General features: G+C 61.4%; 6 protein-coding genes and 1 pseudogene. All 7 read right to left on the reverse strand.

Going from position 1 to position 17,040, the window contains the following annotated elements:
* Positions 1 to 2: 2 nt before the first annotated feature.
* Positions 3 to 1,694, reverse strand: coding sequence for a ShlB/FhaC/HecB family hemolysin secretion/activation protein (locus tag CHC01_RS13225; protein WP_244558351.1), 1,692 nt, complete (start codon positions 1,692 to 1,694; stop codon positions 3 to 5).
* A gap of 333 nt (positions 1,695 to 2,027) precedes the next feature.
* Complete coding sequence (locus CHC01_RS13230) at positions 2,028 to 2,663, reverse strand: FecR family protein (protein ID WP_244558402.1); 636 nt, start codon at positions 2,661 to 2,663, stop codon at positions 2,028 to 2,030.
* Positions 2,664 to 2,858: 195 nt separating this feature from the next.
* Positions 2,859 to 2,966, reverse strand: a pseudogene (locus tag CHC01_RS33320) (FecR/PupR family sigma factor regulator); the annotation flags it as partial.
* Positions 2,967 to 3,284: 318 nt separating this feature from the next.
* Entirely contained in the window at positions 3,285 to 3,830 is a 546-nt protein-coding gene (locus CHC01_RS13235; protein WP_349636616.1) for an RNA polymerase sigma factor, read from the reverse strand.
* Positions 3,831 to 3,960: 130 nt separating this feature from the next.
* A complete protein-coding gene (locus CHC01_RS13240) occupies positions 3,961 to 4,650 on the reverse strand; it encodes an energy transducer TonB (RefSeq protein WP_176454580.1) in 690 nt (229 codons plus the stop codon).
* A gap of 26 nt (positions 4,651 to 4,676) precedes the next feature.
* Positions 4,677 to 5,462: an STN domain-containing protein gene (locus tag CHC01_RS13245; RefSeq protein ID WP_089264787.1), complete on the reverse strand. Its 786-nt coding sequence runs from the start codon at positions 5,460 to 5,462 to the stop codon at positions 4,677 to 4,679.
* A gap of 456 nt (positions 5,463 to 5,918) precedes the next feature.
* Entirely contained in the window at positions 5,919 to 16,976 is an 11,058-nt protein-coding gene (locus tag CHC01_RS13250) for a filamentous hemagglutinin family protein (RefSeq protein ID WP_089264788.1), read from the reverse strand.
* Positions 16,977 to 17,040 lie beyond the last annotated feature (64 nt).

Consider the following 17,040-nt stretch of genomic DNA (forward strand, 5'->3'; position numbering starts at 1 on the left):
CATCAGAATTCACCCCAAAGTCGGAAATTGACGCGGCCAGCCCCGGCCTGCGAATAAGTTTGGCTGATCATCGGCACCGAATAGGCGACCATGCCGTTGACGCCATCGAACACCTTGAAACGCGTTCCCGCGCCGTAGCTCCAGACGTCGAACTTGGACTGCTGTTCGGGCAGCGGACGCTGGATGCTCACATGACCTGCGTCGGCGAAGCCGAAGAAACGCCATTCGTTGAATGTGACGAAGCGCGGCGTCCCCTGCCCGGTCTCGTCTTTCATCTCCTTCTGCAGCATCGGACCGAGATCCGGCGTGCGCAGTTCGAGATTGCCGACGATGCCGTCGTCGCCGAGGACCTCGGATTCGAGATAGCCGCGCACGGTATCGAGGCCGCCGATGCTGAACTGTTCGCTGGACACAAGCGGTCCGTCCGAAACCTGCCCCTGCATCTTGCCGTAGAGCTGGAAGCCCTCCGGCAATTCCTGAGTATGGGCGACGTCGACATTCAGATGGGCAAAGCTCGCCGATGCGTAGGCGCGCTTGTTATCGAATGCGACCCAGTCGCTGCTGGGCGTCCGCATGTTGTAGGTCACCGAAGCGTTGAGCTGGGTGGTCGATTTCTCCAACTGGAATGTCGCGCCGTAACTGGCAACGAACGGATAGTAGGTGACCGGTGACGAGAACCCGGTCGCCGCACTCTGTACCGTCTGATCGAAGTGCTTGTAATCGAGACCAGCCGAGATGGTGTGGAACAGATTCTCGCGGGCTGGCAGCGTGATCACGGCGCGGCCGCCGAGAATCTCACCGGGGCCGACGACGTTCATACCGCCGATGCTGGCGACATTGCTGCTCGACTTCACGGCATAGAACAGCACGGTCAGCCAGTCGACATCCGGCACACGCGCCATGTACGATCCCGAGAACACCTGCGCATGATCGGGATTTTCCGGAGCGACCTGATAGCTGAAGCTGAACGAATGACCGAGCTGCCACAGGTTATCGTAGCGCACCGTACTCAGCAAACGCGTCGCCGTAGTGTTTGGAGACTGCCGGTTATTGACCTCGATGCTGGCATGCAAAGGCGCCTTGTCCTCGACATTCAGATCGACATCGACAGTGCCGGGCGTCACGCCAGCCCGCAGTGCGGGCGTGACGCGACGATCGGGCCACTGGTTGAGACTAACGATATCCTTCGTCACGTCATTGAAGTTAGGAACGGTGCCCTGCTTCAGCGAAGGCGCCCGCCCCGTGATATTGTTGAGATCGAAGTAGCGCGAATTTTTCACACGCAACTGACCGACCTTCAGCTCCGAGACCTTCAGGACGACCCTGCCTGTCAAGGCATTCTGCTGCGGAACCGAAACACTGACGGTCTGGAAGCCCTTGTCGTGATAGGCCTTCTCGAGCGCGGCACGCGCCTTCTCGACGTCGTCGGCAGATTTGTTTGGTCCGAGAAACGGATAGATGGCTTCTTCGACCTCGATTTGCGGCAGCGTATCGGCCCCCTGCACGGCAAAATCGTCGATGTCGAAACGCTGAAGCGGCGCGCTTGGCGCTGGCTTCGCTTCGGCTGCAGGCTTTGCGGCAGCCGACTGGCCAGCATCGGAAGACTTGCCATCCGCCTGCTTCTGCGCGCCCTGCTGGGCCGCCTTGGCCTGCGCTGAACTTGTTGCGCCACAGAAGCTACCAATTGCCAGCATGAGCGCTGCTGGAGCTACACAACGAAGCAAATTCAATCGGATACGAGCTGTGCCGACATCATCGCGATAACCAAGAAGCATGTTTCAAGCCCATAAGAGGGCACACCGAACGCAGGCCGCTTGCCTCCGATCAGGTCCCTATGTCTTGAAGACGTTTGGAAGCGGTCCAACCCGCAAAAGAAAATTAAGGGATCGGTGCAAGCCGAATCACTGGCAACTTGTTCCGCAATAATGATTGGGCAAACAGAGTGTCCTGCGAGCACGCCCGAAATCATTGACGGCGCTCAAGACGAAACGCCAGGCTCTCTGAGATAAGCTCTCTGAGGCGTGTGATCAGCTCAGCAGAACGATGCCGCCAGGCAATGAGCGCACATCGGCGCTGAACAATTGCCGGACCTGGGCAACAAAATCATCAAGCTTGTCAGTATGGAAGGTGCCATTGACCAGTCGCTGGCCGAGATCGGAATTGGTCACAACGATCTTGCCGGGTCGATAGCGGTTGACCTCACTCACCACGCTCGCGAGCGGCTGATCACGGAAAATCAGCAATTTTTCCCGCCACGCAGTTACACGCTCCGCATCAGTGACAAGCGTCGGCACACCGATCGCTTCTGTAGATGAATAGGCAACCTGCTGGCCGCGCAAAAGCTGAACGCTGCGGCCATTTTGCGAGACGGTCATGGCCCCGTCCATGCAGATCGCAAGAACCGCACCGTCGATACAACGAACATTAAATTCGGCATAGGCCGATGAAATCTGCCCGTTGGCGGCGGTGAGGATCAAGGGATCCGATGCCTGCCGTTTCGCGGTGATCGCGGCCTCGCCGGTGATCAACTCGACACGCGGAGTGTTTCCCTCCGACCGCACCGACAGGCTGGTCTGGGTATTCAGCTTGGCGGACACATTCTCGGCCAGCAGGACATCGCGCTGCTCGCCTTTGGCGGTGCGATAGTCGGCCGACAATTCCACCAGCGACGGCCACATACCCAAAGGTGGGTTGACCAGCATATAGCCGGCTGCGGATGCCGCGATGGCGCCTCCGATGAAGCCGCGCCGGCTGACCATCTGGCGCGCACCGCTGGAGATGTGCGCAGCGACTGGCCGCACGTTGCGGCCCTCCAGTTGCGCGCCTATGGCACCAAGATCGCGGAACATTCTTGCGGCTTGAACAAAAGCCTGCTCGTGCAAGTCGCTCTGGTGACGCCATCGCTGCAGTGCCTCGGCATCATCCGTCGTCGCCTGGCCAGACCTCAACAAGAGGACCCAATCCATGGCGCGATCGTGCAAGGCAGGATCAACTAGTCCGGGATCATTGATCGGCTCGGTCACGCCACAGGCACCCGTCTCGCAGACGCGACAAGGCTACCGGTTGCGCCAATAAAAGCCTGGATATGTCGCAAGAGATAAATCATGTGCGGGACAGATCTACAATTCTGATGAATGCAAGCCAATGCAACACCTTCTAGATATCTAGACGGTTGAGGCAAGGCTATCCCGCAATTCATTCTGAGAAAAATGCAACAAAGGGGAGTCTTTAGCTGACGGCCATCGATAGAAACACGCTCGAAATACTCGAATGGCCAAATCGGCTCACGATTTTGGCCGCGGTCCCCCGGCACGCCGGATCAGGGTGCGGCCCAAACGTTCGGCGCAATGTTTCAAAGCATTTTTGAGATCGATCTCGACCGTACGCACGCTCACCCCAAGAAGCGTGGCGATCTCGTGATCCGGCATCTTCTTGACGACAGCGGCCATAAAAACCTGCCGCGATCGGGACGGAAGCTCCGCCAGCGCCCGATCCAGCGCTTCAATCTCCTGACGGCCCTCGACAATGGTCGATGCATCCGGCGTGTCGTCCGGAATATTGAGCAGGGCATCGACGGCATCCAGACTCAAATGGCGGCGTTCGACCCGCCTGCGGTCCGTTGCGACGTTGAGCGCGATACGAAACAGGAAGTCATTGGGACTGTGTACCAGAGTCGCATCGGAGACGCGTTCGACGCGCAAGAATGTCTCCTGCAACGCTTCGCCGGCAAGCTCGGCGGACCCCAGACGGCGGGTCAGACGCTTGAAAAGGCCGCCGTAATCAGCAGCGAGAACAGAGCGCAACGTTGTGCGATTAGACCCGGTCAACACTTACAGCCCTTGTACGCACAGTGGCGAACTCAACAACCCGTGATGCTAGTTACCGGTAGCCCGTGACAGATTAATTACAGACATCGTGACGACGAAGCCGAACTCTCCCGGACCGTAGTTCGGCCGTGCATCAGAAATCGACCGGGAATAGAACCGTGAGCAACTCCGGCATGTCCGCCGGGATTCGCGGCAAAGGCTGGGCTCGGCGGATCAATTCAACGGCTTCTTGATCGAGAACGGGCCGCCCTGAACTTGCCTTGACGCCAACATGGACCAGACTGCCGTCACGCCGCATCGAAAACGCGACGAGCACTCGCTCCCGCTGTCCATCGCGATTGGCCGCTTTGGGAAAGCGCTGATAGCGCTCGATATGCGCATTCAGCATTTTCTGGAAACGAAATGTTGCTCCGGCTGGAACGGGCTGCGCCTGGCCGGAGCTTGCCGGCTTCTGTTGCGGCGAAGACGCTGGACGCGGTGGAAGCACAGGCTCAATCGGCTGAGCCTCTTCTTTATATGACGGCTGGGATGGCGCTGCGATACTGGGCACAGTCTGGAAATCCGCGATTGGCGGACTGGTCTGAACTGATGCCTGCTTGAACTCCGCAGTTGGCCCCGGCGTCTGAATGAGTTCGACATGGATTGTCGCTTCACCGCTATGAAGTGCCGAGCCGCTAGGCTGCTGATGCAGCCAATAGACACCAGCGGCAAGCAATATGGGCACCAGCACAATGGTGCCAGCGAACCAGCGCCACTGCCCGGAGAATCCGGCAACCGCCTCGCCCTGAGGATCTACCTGGGCGGCCGCCTTGATCTGATCCATCCCCTTCCAAATGATCGGTAATCCCATCACATCGACCGAACATTGATGATAATCGTCACAGGCTGCGGTGTGTTGGCCGGAGGCGCCTGACTGATCTGAAGTCCATCGAGCAGCCGCGAAATGGCATCGTCTCTTTCTTGGTCGCCTGACGAACGGAACAACTCGGTCTTCTGCACAGTGCGCGGTCCATCGATCCACAATTTGATGCCGGCGCTATAGCTGCCGCTTCGCGTTTTGGCGTCCTTACGGAGCGCCTGCTGGATATCCGCCCTGATGATCCCGTTATAGGCCTGCAATTGCGAGCCGTCATTGCGATCCGTGGGACGGCGGATCCGCAGGGGTTCAAGAATGAGATCCGCCTTGTTGAACAGAGCTGCGGGCGGGTCGTCAGGATTGCTCAAAGCCGGCGCCAGCGTAACCGAATTGACGCGCGTGTAATGAATGGTCAGGTCGGTCTCGGACAGCAGAATCCGCAAAGCCGCATCGCGCGTCATGTCGCCCTCGACGCCGGTCGAATAGCGGCCGTTTGCGACGCCGCTCTCGTAGAGCAGTTGGACTCCCGTAGCTGTACTATAGGCCTGCAACGCCGACGCCAGCGGCTGGCTTGGAATGCTGAATCGCAGCGGCGCGAGATACTGCGGGTCGTCGTTCGCCGCCATGGCAGAGACCATCGCGCCAAGCGCTGCAACGATAGCGGCGACAATCATCAATCGGCGCGGAAATCCGCAGCGATACGTCCTCAGCCATGACGCCCTGGCGCCAAGGCGCTGTTCCGGACCCAGTTCGCTCCATTGCTGGCTGATACGCATCATACAGACCTTGATTGGCTCTGATCGTTACGAACTCGTGTCACGAGGCGCGTGCATCGACCCCGTCGGCATGTCTTATCCGGGAGCCATGTCGATCAGCAAGCCCGCTTGGAAATCAGACGACCGCCGCCATCGATTTCCCGATACGTGTTACCCGCATGCCGCTTTATGAATTTTTTGCGACAAACATCTTTCGGGCCGATGGTGATCGTGACGGCGACGATAACTGATTGTTGCGTCGTTCGCAGCAAATAGCGCATCGACCGCGCGCCGACGATCGATGCCTGCTTTCGCCCTTCAATCAGCGTTCAACGTCCGAGCTTTCTGTCCTGGCAGATCCGTGCCTCGATCCGAACATCGGACAACCGACCGGTCCTGAACTCCACCGGCCAGCGAACGACGCCCTGCCCGAATTCGCCGTGACAGAACGAGCATTCCTCCTGAAACCGCTCGCCGCAGCTAGCGACCCGCAAGTTTCAGCCTCTCCTCCTCGGTGAGCGCCTGCTTCTGCGTGTCGTTCAGCGCACCATTGCCAACAAGCTGAATGACACTGTTCATATTGTAGCTGCGCTGTTCATTGGGCTTACGACGGTCTTCATTGGAGCCGCCGCCATAGCCCAGAACTTCGACGATGATGACCGAAGGTCGATCGCCGGGGCCAGTCTGAGTCGCTTCCTTGACGGCGTCGGCAGCGGATTTGTCCTTGGTTTCCACCGTGAGATTGACCGGCGGGGCGGCGACCTTCGGGACGCCCTTGGATTCGCCGCCGACCTTGATGTTCTCGGCGTTGAGCACGACCAGCGCCGCTACTGTGAAGTTGCCGCTGACGCGAATGCCGGCGTCACCGGCGTCCACCGTACCGAACGGAGCGATCAGCGTTACATCGCCCTCCTTCACGCCACCGAAACCAATGATGGTACCGATGCCGCTACCTGAGATGTCCGGCCGCTCGGTTACTCTCGTCACAGCGTCCGTGTCGGTCATGACATCTGGCGCCGAGGGAACGCGCGCGGTCTTGGAGCCACGACCGGCGTCAATATCGCCCAAGGTGGACCAGATCACTTCGTCGCCGCCGCCAAATGTCAGGATGCGCGAGCGATTCACCGTCACGCTATCCCGGGCGAAGATGTTAATATCGCCGTCTCTAAAGGTGACGAGGCCCGCCCCGTCCGGCACCACTGCACCGAGCGCCGCAACCTGCAAGCCGCCACCGGGCGTCAACGTCTCGATGCTGCCGCCCGCCATGGTGCGGAAGGTCGCGTTGCCGATCTTGACGTCACCGCTCCAGTCCTTGCCCGGAAACAATGTCTCGATCGCTGTGTAGCCGCGGCGGTAACCGCCATTGATCGGCCGATCATTGGCATCCAGCGTGAGTTGGTTATCGCCGGCAGCCTTGAGTTCCTGGCTGTAGACGTCGCGCAGGAAACGCTGCTGCGTGAACGACGGCGACGATTTGAAGCGCGACCACGCATCGAGCGGCGACAGGTTTTCTCCGGTGATGCCCTTCATGAACGACACCAGGCCGGAGCGTGCCGTGTGCTCCTCGCCACGGCGCATCTCAACGAGATCGAACAGATAGATCGGCAGAACCTTCCCATCGACGGTGGTCTTCAGATAGTCAGGCATCGCGGACACGTTGGCCGGGTCAAGATAAGCGGCAATCATCGCGTCATAGGATGGCTGCTTGCCTTTCAATCCCGCCATGACCGAGATCGATGCGCCATCCCGGGGAAGTCCCTGCACTTCGCTGAGGGCGTCGGCCCGGACACGATCCGTGGCTTCGGGCGTGCTACCATCATACTTATCGAAATTGCCGCCACTGAAGATCTGAAACGCAGTGCCATAGACGTCGCGCCCCGCGGCGAGCGCGACGGCGCCCGGCCCCTGGATGTCGATGTCGCCGCCGATGATATCGGTGCCGGATTCCAGCAAGGAGACATCGGTGCGATGCAGGTTGCGCAGATTGTAGTTGATGTTGCGGATGTCCGTCCCGGCGCGGAACCAGGTCTGTTCGTTGGTTGTGACCCTTCCGAGGATTGGACCCTGCGGGCTATCAATCAATGATCCAACGATCGAGCCGCTCCGCGCGAAAATGCGGCTGGGCTCGGCGTCGCTCTCATTAACTAACTGCTGCGGATTGCGCACGCCAGCAAGATAGTTGCGCAATACAGCACTCGTGCTGGGCGCCCATCTACCCTCCAGTTGATTGAGCAACAGAGCCGCAAAGCCGCTTTCCTCGAGGGATTGAAAATCCCTCGTTAAACTTGGCTCGCGCAGTTGCAACGCGCCGTTACCCCCTCCACCGAAGGGCCGCAACGGGGTCGGCATCATCTCGGGATTGGCCCGCGACATGGTGATCTCGCCGAGCACGACATCCCGCTCGGCCAGGATGCGCAGTTCCGGCTTCGCTCCCGTCGAGGTGAACATGCGGTTCTGATTGGTCACCGATCCGTTCAGCGCGGCAATGCGCGTGACCGATGGATAGAGATTTGTCGCCAACAGGCCGATCACCGAATAGTCTTGATCACTGTCAATGGTGACGCCGGACACATCGAGCTGCTTGGAAAGGAAGCGCCCCTGGTTGGTCAGCGAAACGCTTCCGCCGACGGAGACCAGTTCGAGAGAGGTCCGGTCCGTGTACCCACTCATGTAAGCGTTGTAGCGCCCAATGCCGCCCGACTGATAGGTGTCGGAATTCAGCAGCAGCGGGTCCATCACGGTCTGCAGGACCAGGTCGCCTGCGGTTTTCACCGTCATAGCGGCATCGCCCAGCGCAAGCACAGGTGCGATATTGTAGACGACATTGCCTTGGGCAAATTGCGCGGAGACCGTGCGGCCATTGGCGAACTCGCCTGCGTTGATGAGACCTTCACCGCGGCCGACATAATAGTAGCCCGCACGAACGGTGCCGCCCGCTTCGACCTGCATCAGGCCACCATTGCGCATTTCGAGACGCATCGCTTCGCCGCTCGATCGCCCGCCCCGGACGCGACCGTTGGTCGGCAGTGCGACCAGCATGTTGACGAGGTCGCCGCCGGTCTTCACGACCACATTGCCGCCGCCGAGAGCGCCGACGCCTTGCTGGAACTTGCTGTAGTCGATCCACCACGAGCTTTGCCGGTCGGTCTCGAAGACGAAATTCGCATCGAGCGAGCCAACCTTCTTCAGCCATTCCATGAAAAGCTGATTGTCATCGGGATCGGCAGGCAGCACCGACGTGGCGTTGCCCTGCGCCGCGATCCGCAGATTGCCGCCGCCGATGCCATAGGCCGCGTCGGTCGGCGTGACGAAGTCCGCATAGACGGTCGGATCCGCACGACCTGCGGTGTAGACGGCCGATGTGTTGTGCGCGAGCAGCAGGTCGCGGCCGGCAACGATATCGATGTCGCCGGTGCCGGTGCGGACAACCTTGCCGGACGTGCTGTTGCCGATGGACAGCGTACCGCTGCCCGCCGCGAGCGGCTTGACGGTAAGCGCACTCGCCGAGGTCAGGTCTGTGCCCGAGACGAGGCGCAGATCCCACGATGCCGTGTTTTGCAGCAATCCGGCGCTCGTCGCGGACGAGAAGCCGTCGCTGATATTGCCGAGGATGGTGAGATTTCCGGCGGCACGCAGCGTGAGACTGCCCATGCGGGCGGACGCGAAATCCGCGGCCAGATTCCAGTCGGTCGCCGCAACGAGATCGCCGGTGCTGCGAATTTCGATGCCGGGCATCACGGCGATGCCGGGACCGGCATTGAGCCGCGCCGCAATCGCCGCTGCATGGCCAGCAAACGTATTGGCGTCGGTGATCGCATCGCCGCGAACGGCATCGACCGACCCGTTGGTGTAGGTGCTGACGCCCTCCAGAACGCTGGAGCCCGCGCCGACGATGCCGACCTGCAGGCTGGTGACCTTGATCTCGTCGTGTCCCGCTGCTTGCTGCGCGCGGAACCGGACGCGACCACCGTCCGCGCCGGCAACGTCGATCACGCCGCCACGAATATCGAGCTGGCCGTCGCTGGCCTCCAAGATAACCCGACCGCTGCCGAACTCGCCGGTCGCGCCGGCCTGCAGCAACGCCGAGCCCAGCATCGTCAGACCATTGCCGGCACTGACCGATATCCTGCCGCCATATCCGGAGTGAGCATCGATCGTGCCTGCCAAAGTCACGGAGCCCTGGTCTGCGACCAGCGTGAAATCCGCGACCTGCGTCAAGCCATCGATCATCACATTGCCGGAGCGAATGCGGAATTGACGCGATGCCGAGAAACCGGCGGCGTTCAGCAACTGGCTCTGTGCCGCAAAGTCCGGAAGTGCTGCGATATCCAGTGCAAAGGAGCCGCCCGTCTGGCCAGCACCGGCATGTGCCTCGATGCGTCCGCCGAGCACGACGGTACCGCCATTCGACGCCACCAGAGACAGCTTGCCCGCAGCGCCGCCATCCGCATGGGCGGACAGATTGAGATACCCGCCCGGCGCCACGACGACCGACCCCGCCGCCGTCAAACCGATACTGCCTGCATCGGCATATTGCGCGACATCGAAGAACTGCTTCCTGAAGCCACCGACATCGATCGCGCCGGTCTGGTCGATCACCACATCGCCGGCCGTCGCCGCGAGATTGACCGAACCGCCGAGGACCACGATCCGCCCGCCGAGTTCGACACGGGTGCCGGTGAAATTAAAACGTGAACCGAGGCTGGCTTCCGGATTGTCCAGAGGCGTATCGCCGCCCCCGAGAACGCGGATCGTATTCTGCGCCGTCAGCGATTGCGACGCGCCGCCGCGCCCGGTCACCACCGGGCTCGCCAGCGTGACCGCCGCGGTCCCCGCATCGATCGAACCACTGCCCTCGCCGGTGATCTGACGGTTTGCAGTCAACGTGACGGTATCGAAGCCGCGCAGCGCCTTGGCGCCGCTGCCCAGCACGATTTCATCGGCATTCAGCGCCAACTGGACCGTGCCGACCATACCGGGATTGCCGAAACTGCCGCCGCTGTTCTGCAAGGCGATGGTCTTGCCGGCGACGCTGATCGTGCCCGTACCGTAACCGACAAAACCGGCGGCATCGAACACGACCTTGTCGAGACCGGCGCTGACCAGATTGAGGGACGTGTAGAAGTCCATCGTGCTGTAGCTGCGCAATGTCAGCGCCTGGGTGTTGGCGAGCTGTGCCAGCGACGTGGCATCAAGCACGAGGCCGCTGCTGCCACCGCCAAATCCGATACGACCGCTCGCCAGCGACATCGCCGCGCCGGACAGCCGCGCGCTGCCGGCGACGACGGTGTTCCGCGTGGCATCCAGCAACAAAGCATTGCCGCCGGAAATGGTCGCGTTGGCACCGACAGTGATGACGCCGCCCGTCGATGTGTCGACATTCTGGCGCAACACGTTCACGGCGTTACTCACCGACACCCGGAGCAGCGCGCCATAGTCGCGCATGGGGACGAGCAGGACGTCGTTGCTTGGATCGTAGTCATTGTTGCCGTCAGCATCGCCATAGACCGCCGCTTGCTGGGGCGCGATCACGAGATCGACACCGCTGCCCGGTGAATGGCCCGCAGCCACGATGACGCTGCCTTCGGCGAGACGGACCTCGCCGCTCGCGGCAAGCAGGATCTCCGGTCCGCTGAGGCTGCTGGATGCGTCGTTGCGAACCAGAACGTCGGTCGCCGTGACATCGATGCGCAGACCGCGCAGATCACCGCTGCGCACGCCGCCAATCAACAGGCTCCCCGCGCCGAAATTGCTCAGCGACGTGGCATCGATGATCAGGTAGCCCGACAGATCGGAGCGATCCTGCCCTGCACCGACGATCGCGATCTTGTTGCCGGCAATATCGACGAGCCCGCCGCGTCCGCCTGCTGCGGGTTGAGATTGCAGCGTACCGTCGAGAACGAGGGTCGACGTGGCCTTGAAAACCACCGATCCACCATCCACCGGCATGCGCGGCGTTACGACATCGACGCCCGTGAGGCGATACTGGCTGAGCTTGAATGCGTCCGATGCGAAATATGTATTGGCGTAGGCCTCGTTATACTCACTGTAGCTGCGCAGCGTCGTTCCCGACATCACCCGCCACGACGACCAGAGCTGGTCGAAGCCGCCGCCATAGCTGTCGGCCAGACGACCGGCCATGGTTGTCGCGCCATCCGGCATCGCCATCGTATTCGGCGTGCGAGCGTTTGCGGATCCTTTGACCATCGACACGGCGAAGGCACCGGGCAGCAATGCGTAGCGCGCCGGAAGCAGCGCGTACCAGCCGGCGGCAAGCCCGTTGCCGCCCGCCAGCCAGACCTTCTGCTGTGATGCTGCCGAGACATTCTGCCCCGGCATGACGGCGTACATACCCGACTGGGCAAGCACATCGTGCGAACCGCCGGGACCCGGTACATGCTCCCATGCATAGAGATCGCCACCACCACGAATATCGACCACCGATCCCGCAGCAAGCACCACTTTCGGGCCTTGCAGAACGATGTTTTTCTCCGGCAGCCGGCTCAGCGGAGGCGTCTCCGCCGTCAGAGACTGCGTTACGGCCGGACCGTTCCAGAATTCATTATTGCCCAGCGTGCCGTATGGCACGATCAAGCCGTCGCCCGAGACCGACGTGATGCTGCCGGCGCCGAGCGTGAGACTGTCGGTTGCCGTCATCGTGATGCTGCCAAATGGTGCGCGCACCACACCGCCCTGCACGATGACAGGAGCCAGAAGCTTCAAGGTACCGGCAGCGGACAGCGGCAAGCCACTATCGCCATTGCCCAGAATATCGAGTTCCGGGCCCGCCTTGATCGATGCGACGATGCCCGTCGCGGGATAGACCTGGGCAGCTTTGAGCGTCAGCTTGCCGTCTGCAGTCAGATAGGAGCTGCGATCCGCGTTGATGTCGGCGTCGGCGATGAACGCGCCAAGACGTAGATCGCCGGTTACCAGCGTCGTCTCGGCAAAGCCGGAAAATGTCGCGCGGGTGACGTCGATCATGTCCGCCGTCAGGGTGAGCTTGCCACTGCCCGCTACACCCGCGGCGCCGTTGCCGGACAGCATTTTGATGTAAGGCGCGGTGATGCTCGCAGCACCGGCACCACCGCTGACGATCGGGCTTCCGATCGAGATGGATTTTCCGACCGTGAGATCGACGCCCGGCCCGACCATGAACACCGAAGAATTGGTGGTGAGCGTCCCGAAGCCGCCGCCATTGACGGCATCGGCGGACATCTTGGTCATCTTCACGGAAAGATTGGGCAACTCCCGAGACAGTGGAATCGTGGCGGCGGGATCGACGTAGAAATGTTTCCTGAGCAGATCGAGCTGATCGATCAAGTCCGGCGAGAGCAATTCCAGCGGCTGGTTCACAGACGAGGGAGTGGTATCGGATTTGAGATTTACCAATGCGAGGCCGCCGGTGCGGCTCAGGCCGATCAATCTCTCGATTTTCGAAAGGACATTGTAAAATTCAAACGCAAGATCTCCGCCTGCACTGTACTCATGATAGATGTCCAGATCGAGATAATAGCCCAGATTGAGATCGAGGGCCTTGATCACACCGTCCCGGCGATCGCGATAGTACAGCGTGTAGGGCAGCGAATAGAAGTTGTCGTCTTTGGAGACCGACGCGACGCTGATATTCAGATGGCCGCCGCTCGCCCCGGCGCCACCGGCCTGCGCGAGCAAGGTGGCATCGACAATGTCTCTCGCTTCACCGCTGAATTTCAGAGAAATGCTGCCGCCATTGCTCGCCAGCGTGTAAGCCTCGGCGCCATTGCGTCCACGGTCGATATCGAACGTCCCACTCGCGCCGGAGACATCTATGAGCGACCCGCTTTCGAGCGTCATCTTCACAGCCTTGTCGAGGCTCACGGCACCACCGGCCAGAACGGTTCCCGAGCGCACACCACGGGTGTCGGTCTCGCCCACCGCAAGGCCGCGCGCGAGAAGCTGCGCATTTGCAGCGAGTTTCAATTCACCATTGGCGCTGAGCGAGATCGTGCCGGCCGGCGCTTCGAGCGTGCCGCGAACGGTCAGATTGCCCGACACGGGTATCGTTGACGTACCTGGATCGCCCGTGGCGACCAGAGTGATCGCGCCGAGCACGTCGGTCTTCAGGACTGCGCCGGCACCGATCGAGACATTGGCGCCGGTGAGGCTCAACGTCGTTGACTTGAAATTCACTCGCTGTTCCAGCGGCAGAACCGTCAACGGAGCGATGTCGCCGATCCGGGCACCGGACGCGATACCGGCCAGATTGACACCGCGCAGATCAACGCTCAGCGGAGTCTGCGAGATCATCGTGCCGTCTGCTACGATGACGTCACCTGTCGTCGTCAGCGCAAATCCACGGAAACCGCGCTCGCCGAACAACGAATTTGGCAGCCAGCCGATGGCCGGATTGGTCGGCATTTCTCCGCCGATCCGTATCGATCCGGTGGACACGACGGTGATGGTGCCGCCCGAGGCGGCGGAATAGCCGCGCAGGTCGAGGGCCGCCAATTGCGCGGTCGTCGTCGGCGAGATCGTCAGCGCGCCCGCGTCGCCGAGCTTCAGCTTTCGCTTGTTGCCCACGGTGTCGTACGAGCCACCGCCGGACACATCGAGCGTGACGCCCGGCTTGAAATCGCCATCGACCGTGATGGCGCCGCCCTTGATGACGGGTGGCAGTTCACCATGCGGCCCGTTGAACCACACGCCGCTGACATCGATCCTGGCCGTGGAGCCGTAAGTGGCCTTTTCTGTACCTCCCAACCAGACGGAGCCGCCCGCGATGCGGATGCTGCCGTCGATCTCGAAACTGGCTGGATTGAGCGCACTGACATTGGCAAAGACGCTGAAATTAGTGGCTGGCGCCAGCTCGAGCTTCTCGTCCTTCGCCAGTCTAAAGCCGGTCGAGACATAGAAAGTGAGATTGGACATGCCTGCGTCGGCAAGAATGTCGGAGTCAAGATAAGTAGTTTTCTGACGTACAGACGGATCGTTGGCCGGAAGTTCGACATACCAGATAGGGTCGAGGGCGCTCCTGGAGGTGAAGCTGGTCGGCAGCAGTTTCGGCTTGTCGACGATGATCAGATCGCCGATCAGCCACTGGCGGTGTTCGTCGCTGCCGCCACCGATGGTGAACGATCCTGCGGTCGCAAGCTTGCCCGACGCCGCCTGACGCTCTCCCGCAATCGTACCGCCCCAGTAGCCGCCCTCGAGCACCATAGCTTCGGCGGCAAAAAACTTGATCGAGCCTGCCGCTCGGCCTTCGGTATAGCCGCGCTCGAACCGCCGCGTCACGTTGCGGTCAAGGGCGGTCGTCCAGGTCTCGGTCAGCCGCGGATCGATGTTTCCCTGAACGTTGTGCGTTCGCGAGAACGAGCCGGCGAAACCGACATAGAGCTGGTTCGGCATCGCCTGGCCGATATCGTAAATGCGACCATCGGCGCCACGCAGCTTTGTGGTGGTGATCCAACCGTCCTGGTAGCGCACAGAACCACCGGAGACGTCGAGCAGCGAACCTTGCCGCGTGATGATCGACCCACTCGACTTGATTGCAATCGACGCTTTCGCCGCATTGGCAGACAACTCTCCCAACGTAGTTTTTCCGACTCCGATCCAGCCCGAGAAGTCGCCGAGCGGCGTACCCACCCAGGCGCCCGGCGATCCGGAGATCCATTGCACGTCGGACATCGGAGCATCGGTGAATAGACCAGCAACGCGCTTGTCGACGCTAACGGTTTTGCCGCGCAGCCAGGAATCCCGGTACAGCGGCGAATCGCGCAATTCGTTCAGACGAAACTCGCCGGTGACAGTATTGCTCTCCATTGTCAGCAACATGTCTTGCAAGCCGCCGACGCTCAGAAAGGCGTCTTCGCCGATATAGACGCGGCTGCCGTCGCGCTTGGCCGGCTCGCCGACGATCGGCGTCTCGCCGGAAAGCGTCGATGTGCTGGCGACGATGCTGATGGTGCCCGTCGGCACGATGACACTGGCCTGGGCTTCGATGTCGATCAGCTTCCCGCGCATTTCAATGCGGCCGGGATTGTAGCGTGTCGCCAGCGACGTCTGTTCGATCTCGCTGGTATCCGTCAGGTCGGGCATCGCCGTAGTAACGCTGCCCGAGCCGAGCGTCAGCGAACCTGCCGTCCAGTAGCGCAGCGAACCCGGCTGTATATCGCCGCCATAGGAGGCCATGCCGTTCTCCCACGCGCGCAGCCGGATCGAGCCGTCGCGATTGTTCAGCGCGGTCGAGGCCTCGAGTGCACCGTTCTGGGTGACGGCACGCGAGATCAACGTGATATTGCCGTGATCGGCTTTCACCAAGCCGTCATTGACGACGCTGTAGCCGACCGTCGCTGCACGCGCAGCCATTTCGGGGAATACGATTGCATTCAGGCCGTCCTGAAAGGCACCGAAATTGCCCGGGGTCGAACTGGCCCAGCGTTCCACCTGGAAATAGGTGAACACCCAGCGCATCGGCGCCGACACGGCGACATCCAGGCCGCGAATGCCGGAAGTATCGGTCGCCAAATAAACCTGCTCGCCGGCCCCCATGATCACCTGACCGTCGACCGCGGAGATGCGGCCGCTGTTGACGACATGCGGCGCAAACACCAGCGCCTTGCCGCCGGAGGCCATGGTCAGTTGCGCGCCCGCCTCGATTCGCACATCGCCCGGCACGTCGCCGGGCGCGACGCCCGCGACCTGACCCGGGTCATTCAGGCCGATATACCGGTTCGGGTTTTCCTGGCCGTTATAGCCGAACTGCGGCTTGGCGATGCTGCCACCCGACGGATCGTCGAAGATCAGGAGTTGCTTGTTGATACCGGCACGGAATTGCTCGTCCGACAGGCTCAGCGACGACGCAACGAACGTGTTGACGTTGACCTGGCTGGCGCCGCCGAAGATGATGCCGTTCTTGTTGATGACATAGACCTGTCCGTCGGCCTTGATGGTGCCGAGGATCCGGCTGGGGGCAAGACTCGGGTCGGTGATGCGATTGAGCGCGATCCAGTTGGAGGCGTCGGCGCCGCCCGCCTTTTGATTGAAGTACAGGTCGGTCTCGCGGCCGACATTGAAGCTCGACCAGTTGAGGATAGCCTTCTGTTCGGTCTGCTTGATTTCAACCTGGGTCCGGCCGTCGTTCTTGCTTTCGGTCGGCAGATTGGCGCCGGTCCAGACACCCGGCGTCGTCCCGCCCCCCGGCGCGACAACCAACCCGCCGGATGTCAGGCCATTGGGAACGAGATTGTTCTGAGTCGCGAGTGCCGAGCCGCGGGCTGCGCCTTGTAACGATCTCATACTCTCGAGCGCGCGCGCCGCACGCGACATCGACTCCAGCGCCTGTCTTGCGGTTGCCGACGACTGCTGCGCACTCAACGCCGCGGCCGTCGCTGCGATCGTCGCCGGGTTCGTCGTTGCCGCAGCATTCCCAAGACTCTTTGCCTCTGCCACCCCGAAGGAGCCGAGCAATGCCATGACACTCACGCCGACAAGGAGCTTGCTGCGATCAAGAGACTTGCGGGAATACGACAGGCACGAAGCGACGGAACGAACGACCATGAGGGCTCTCTACATCCAGGGCACGCACGACGATGTCAGGCCATGCCTGACGATCGCGAGCTCA

Source organism: Tardiphaga sp. OK246 (assembly GCF_900188215.1).
In the GTDB taxonomy this organism is placed as follows: Bacteria; Pseudomonadota; Alphaproteobacteria; order Rhizobiales; family Xanthobacteraceae; genus Tardiphaga; species Tardiphaga robiniae.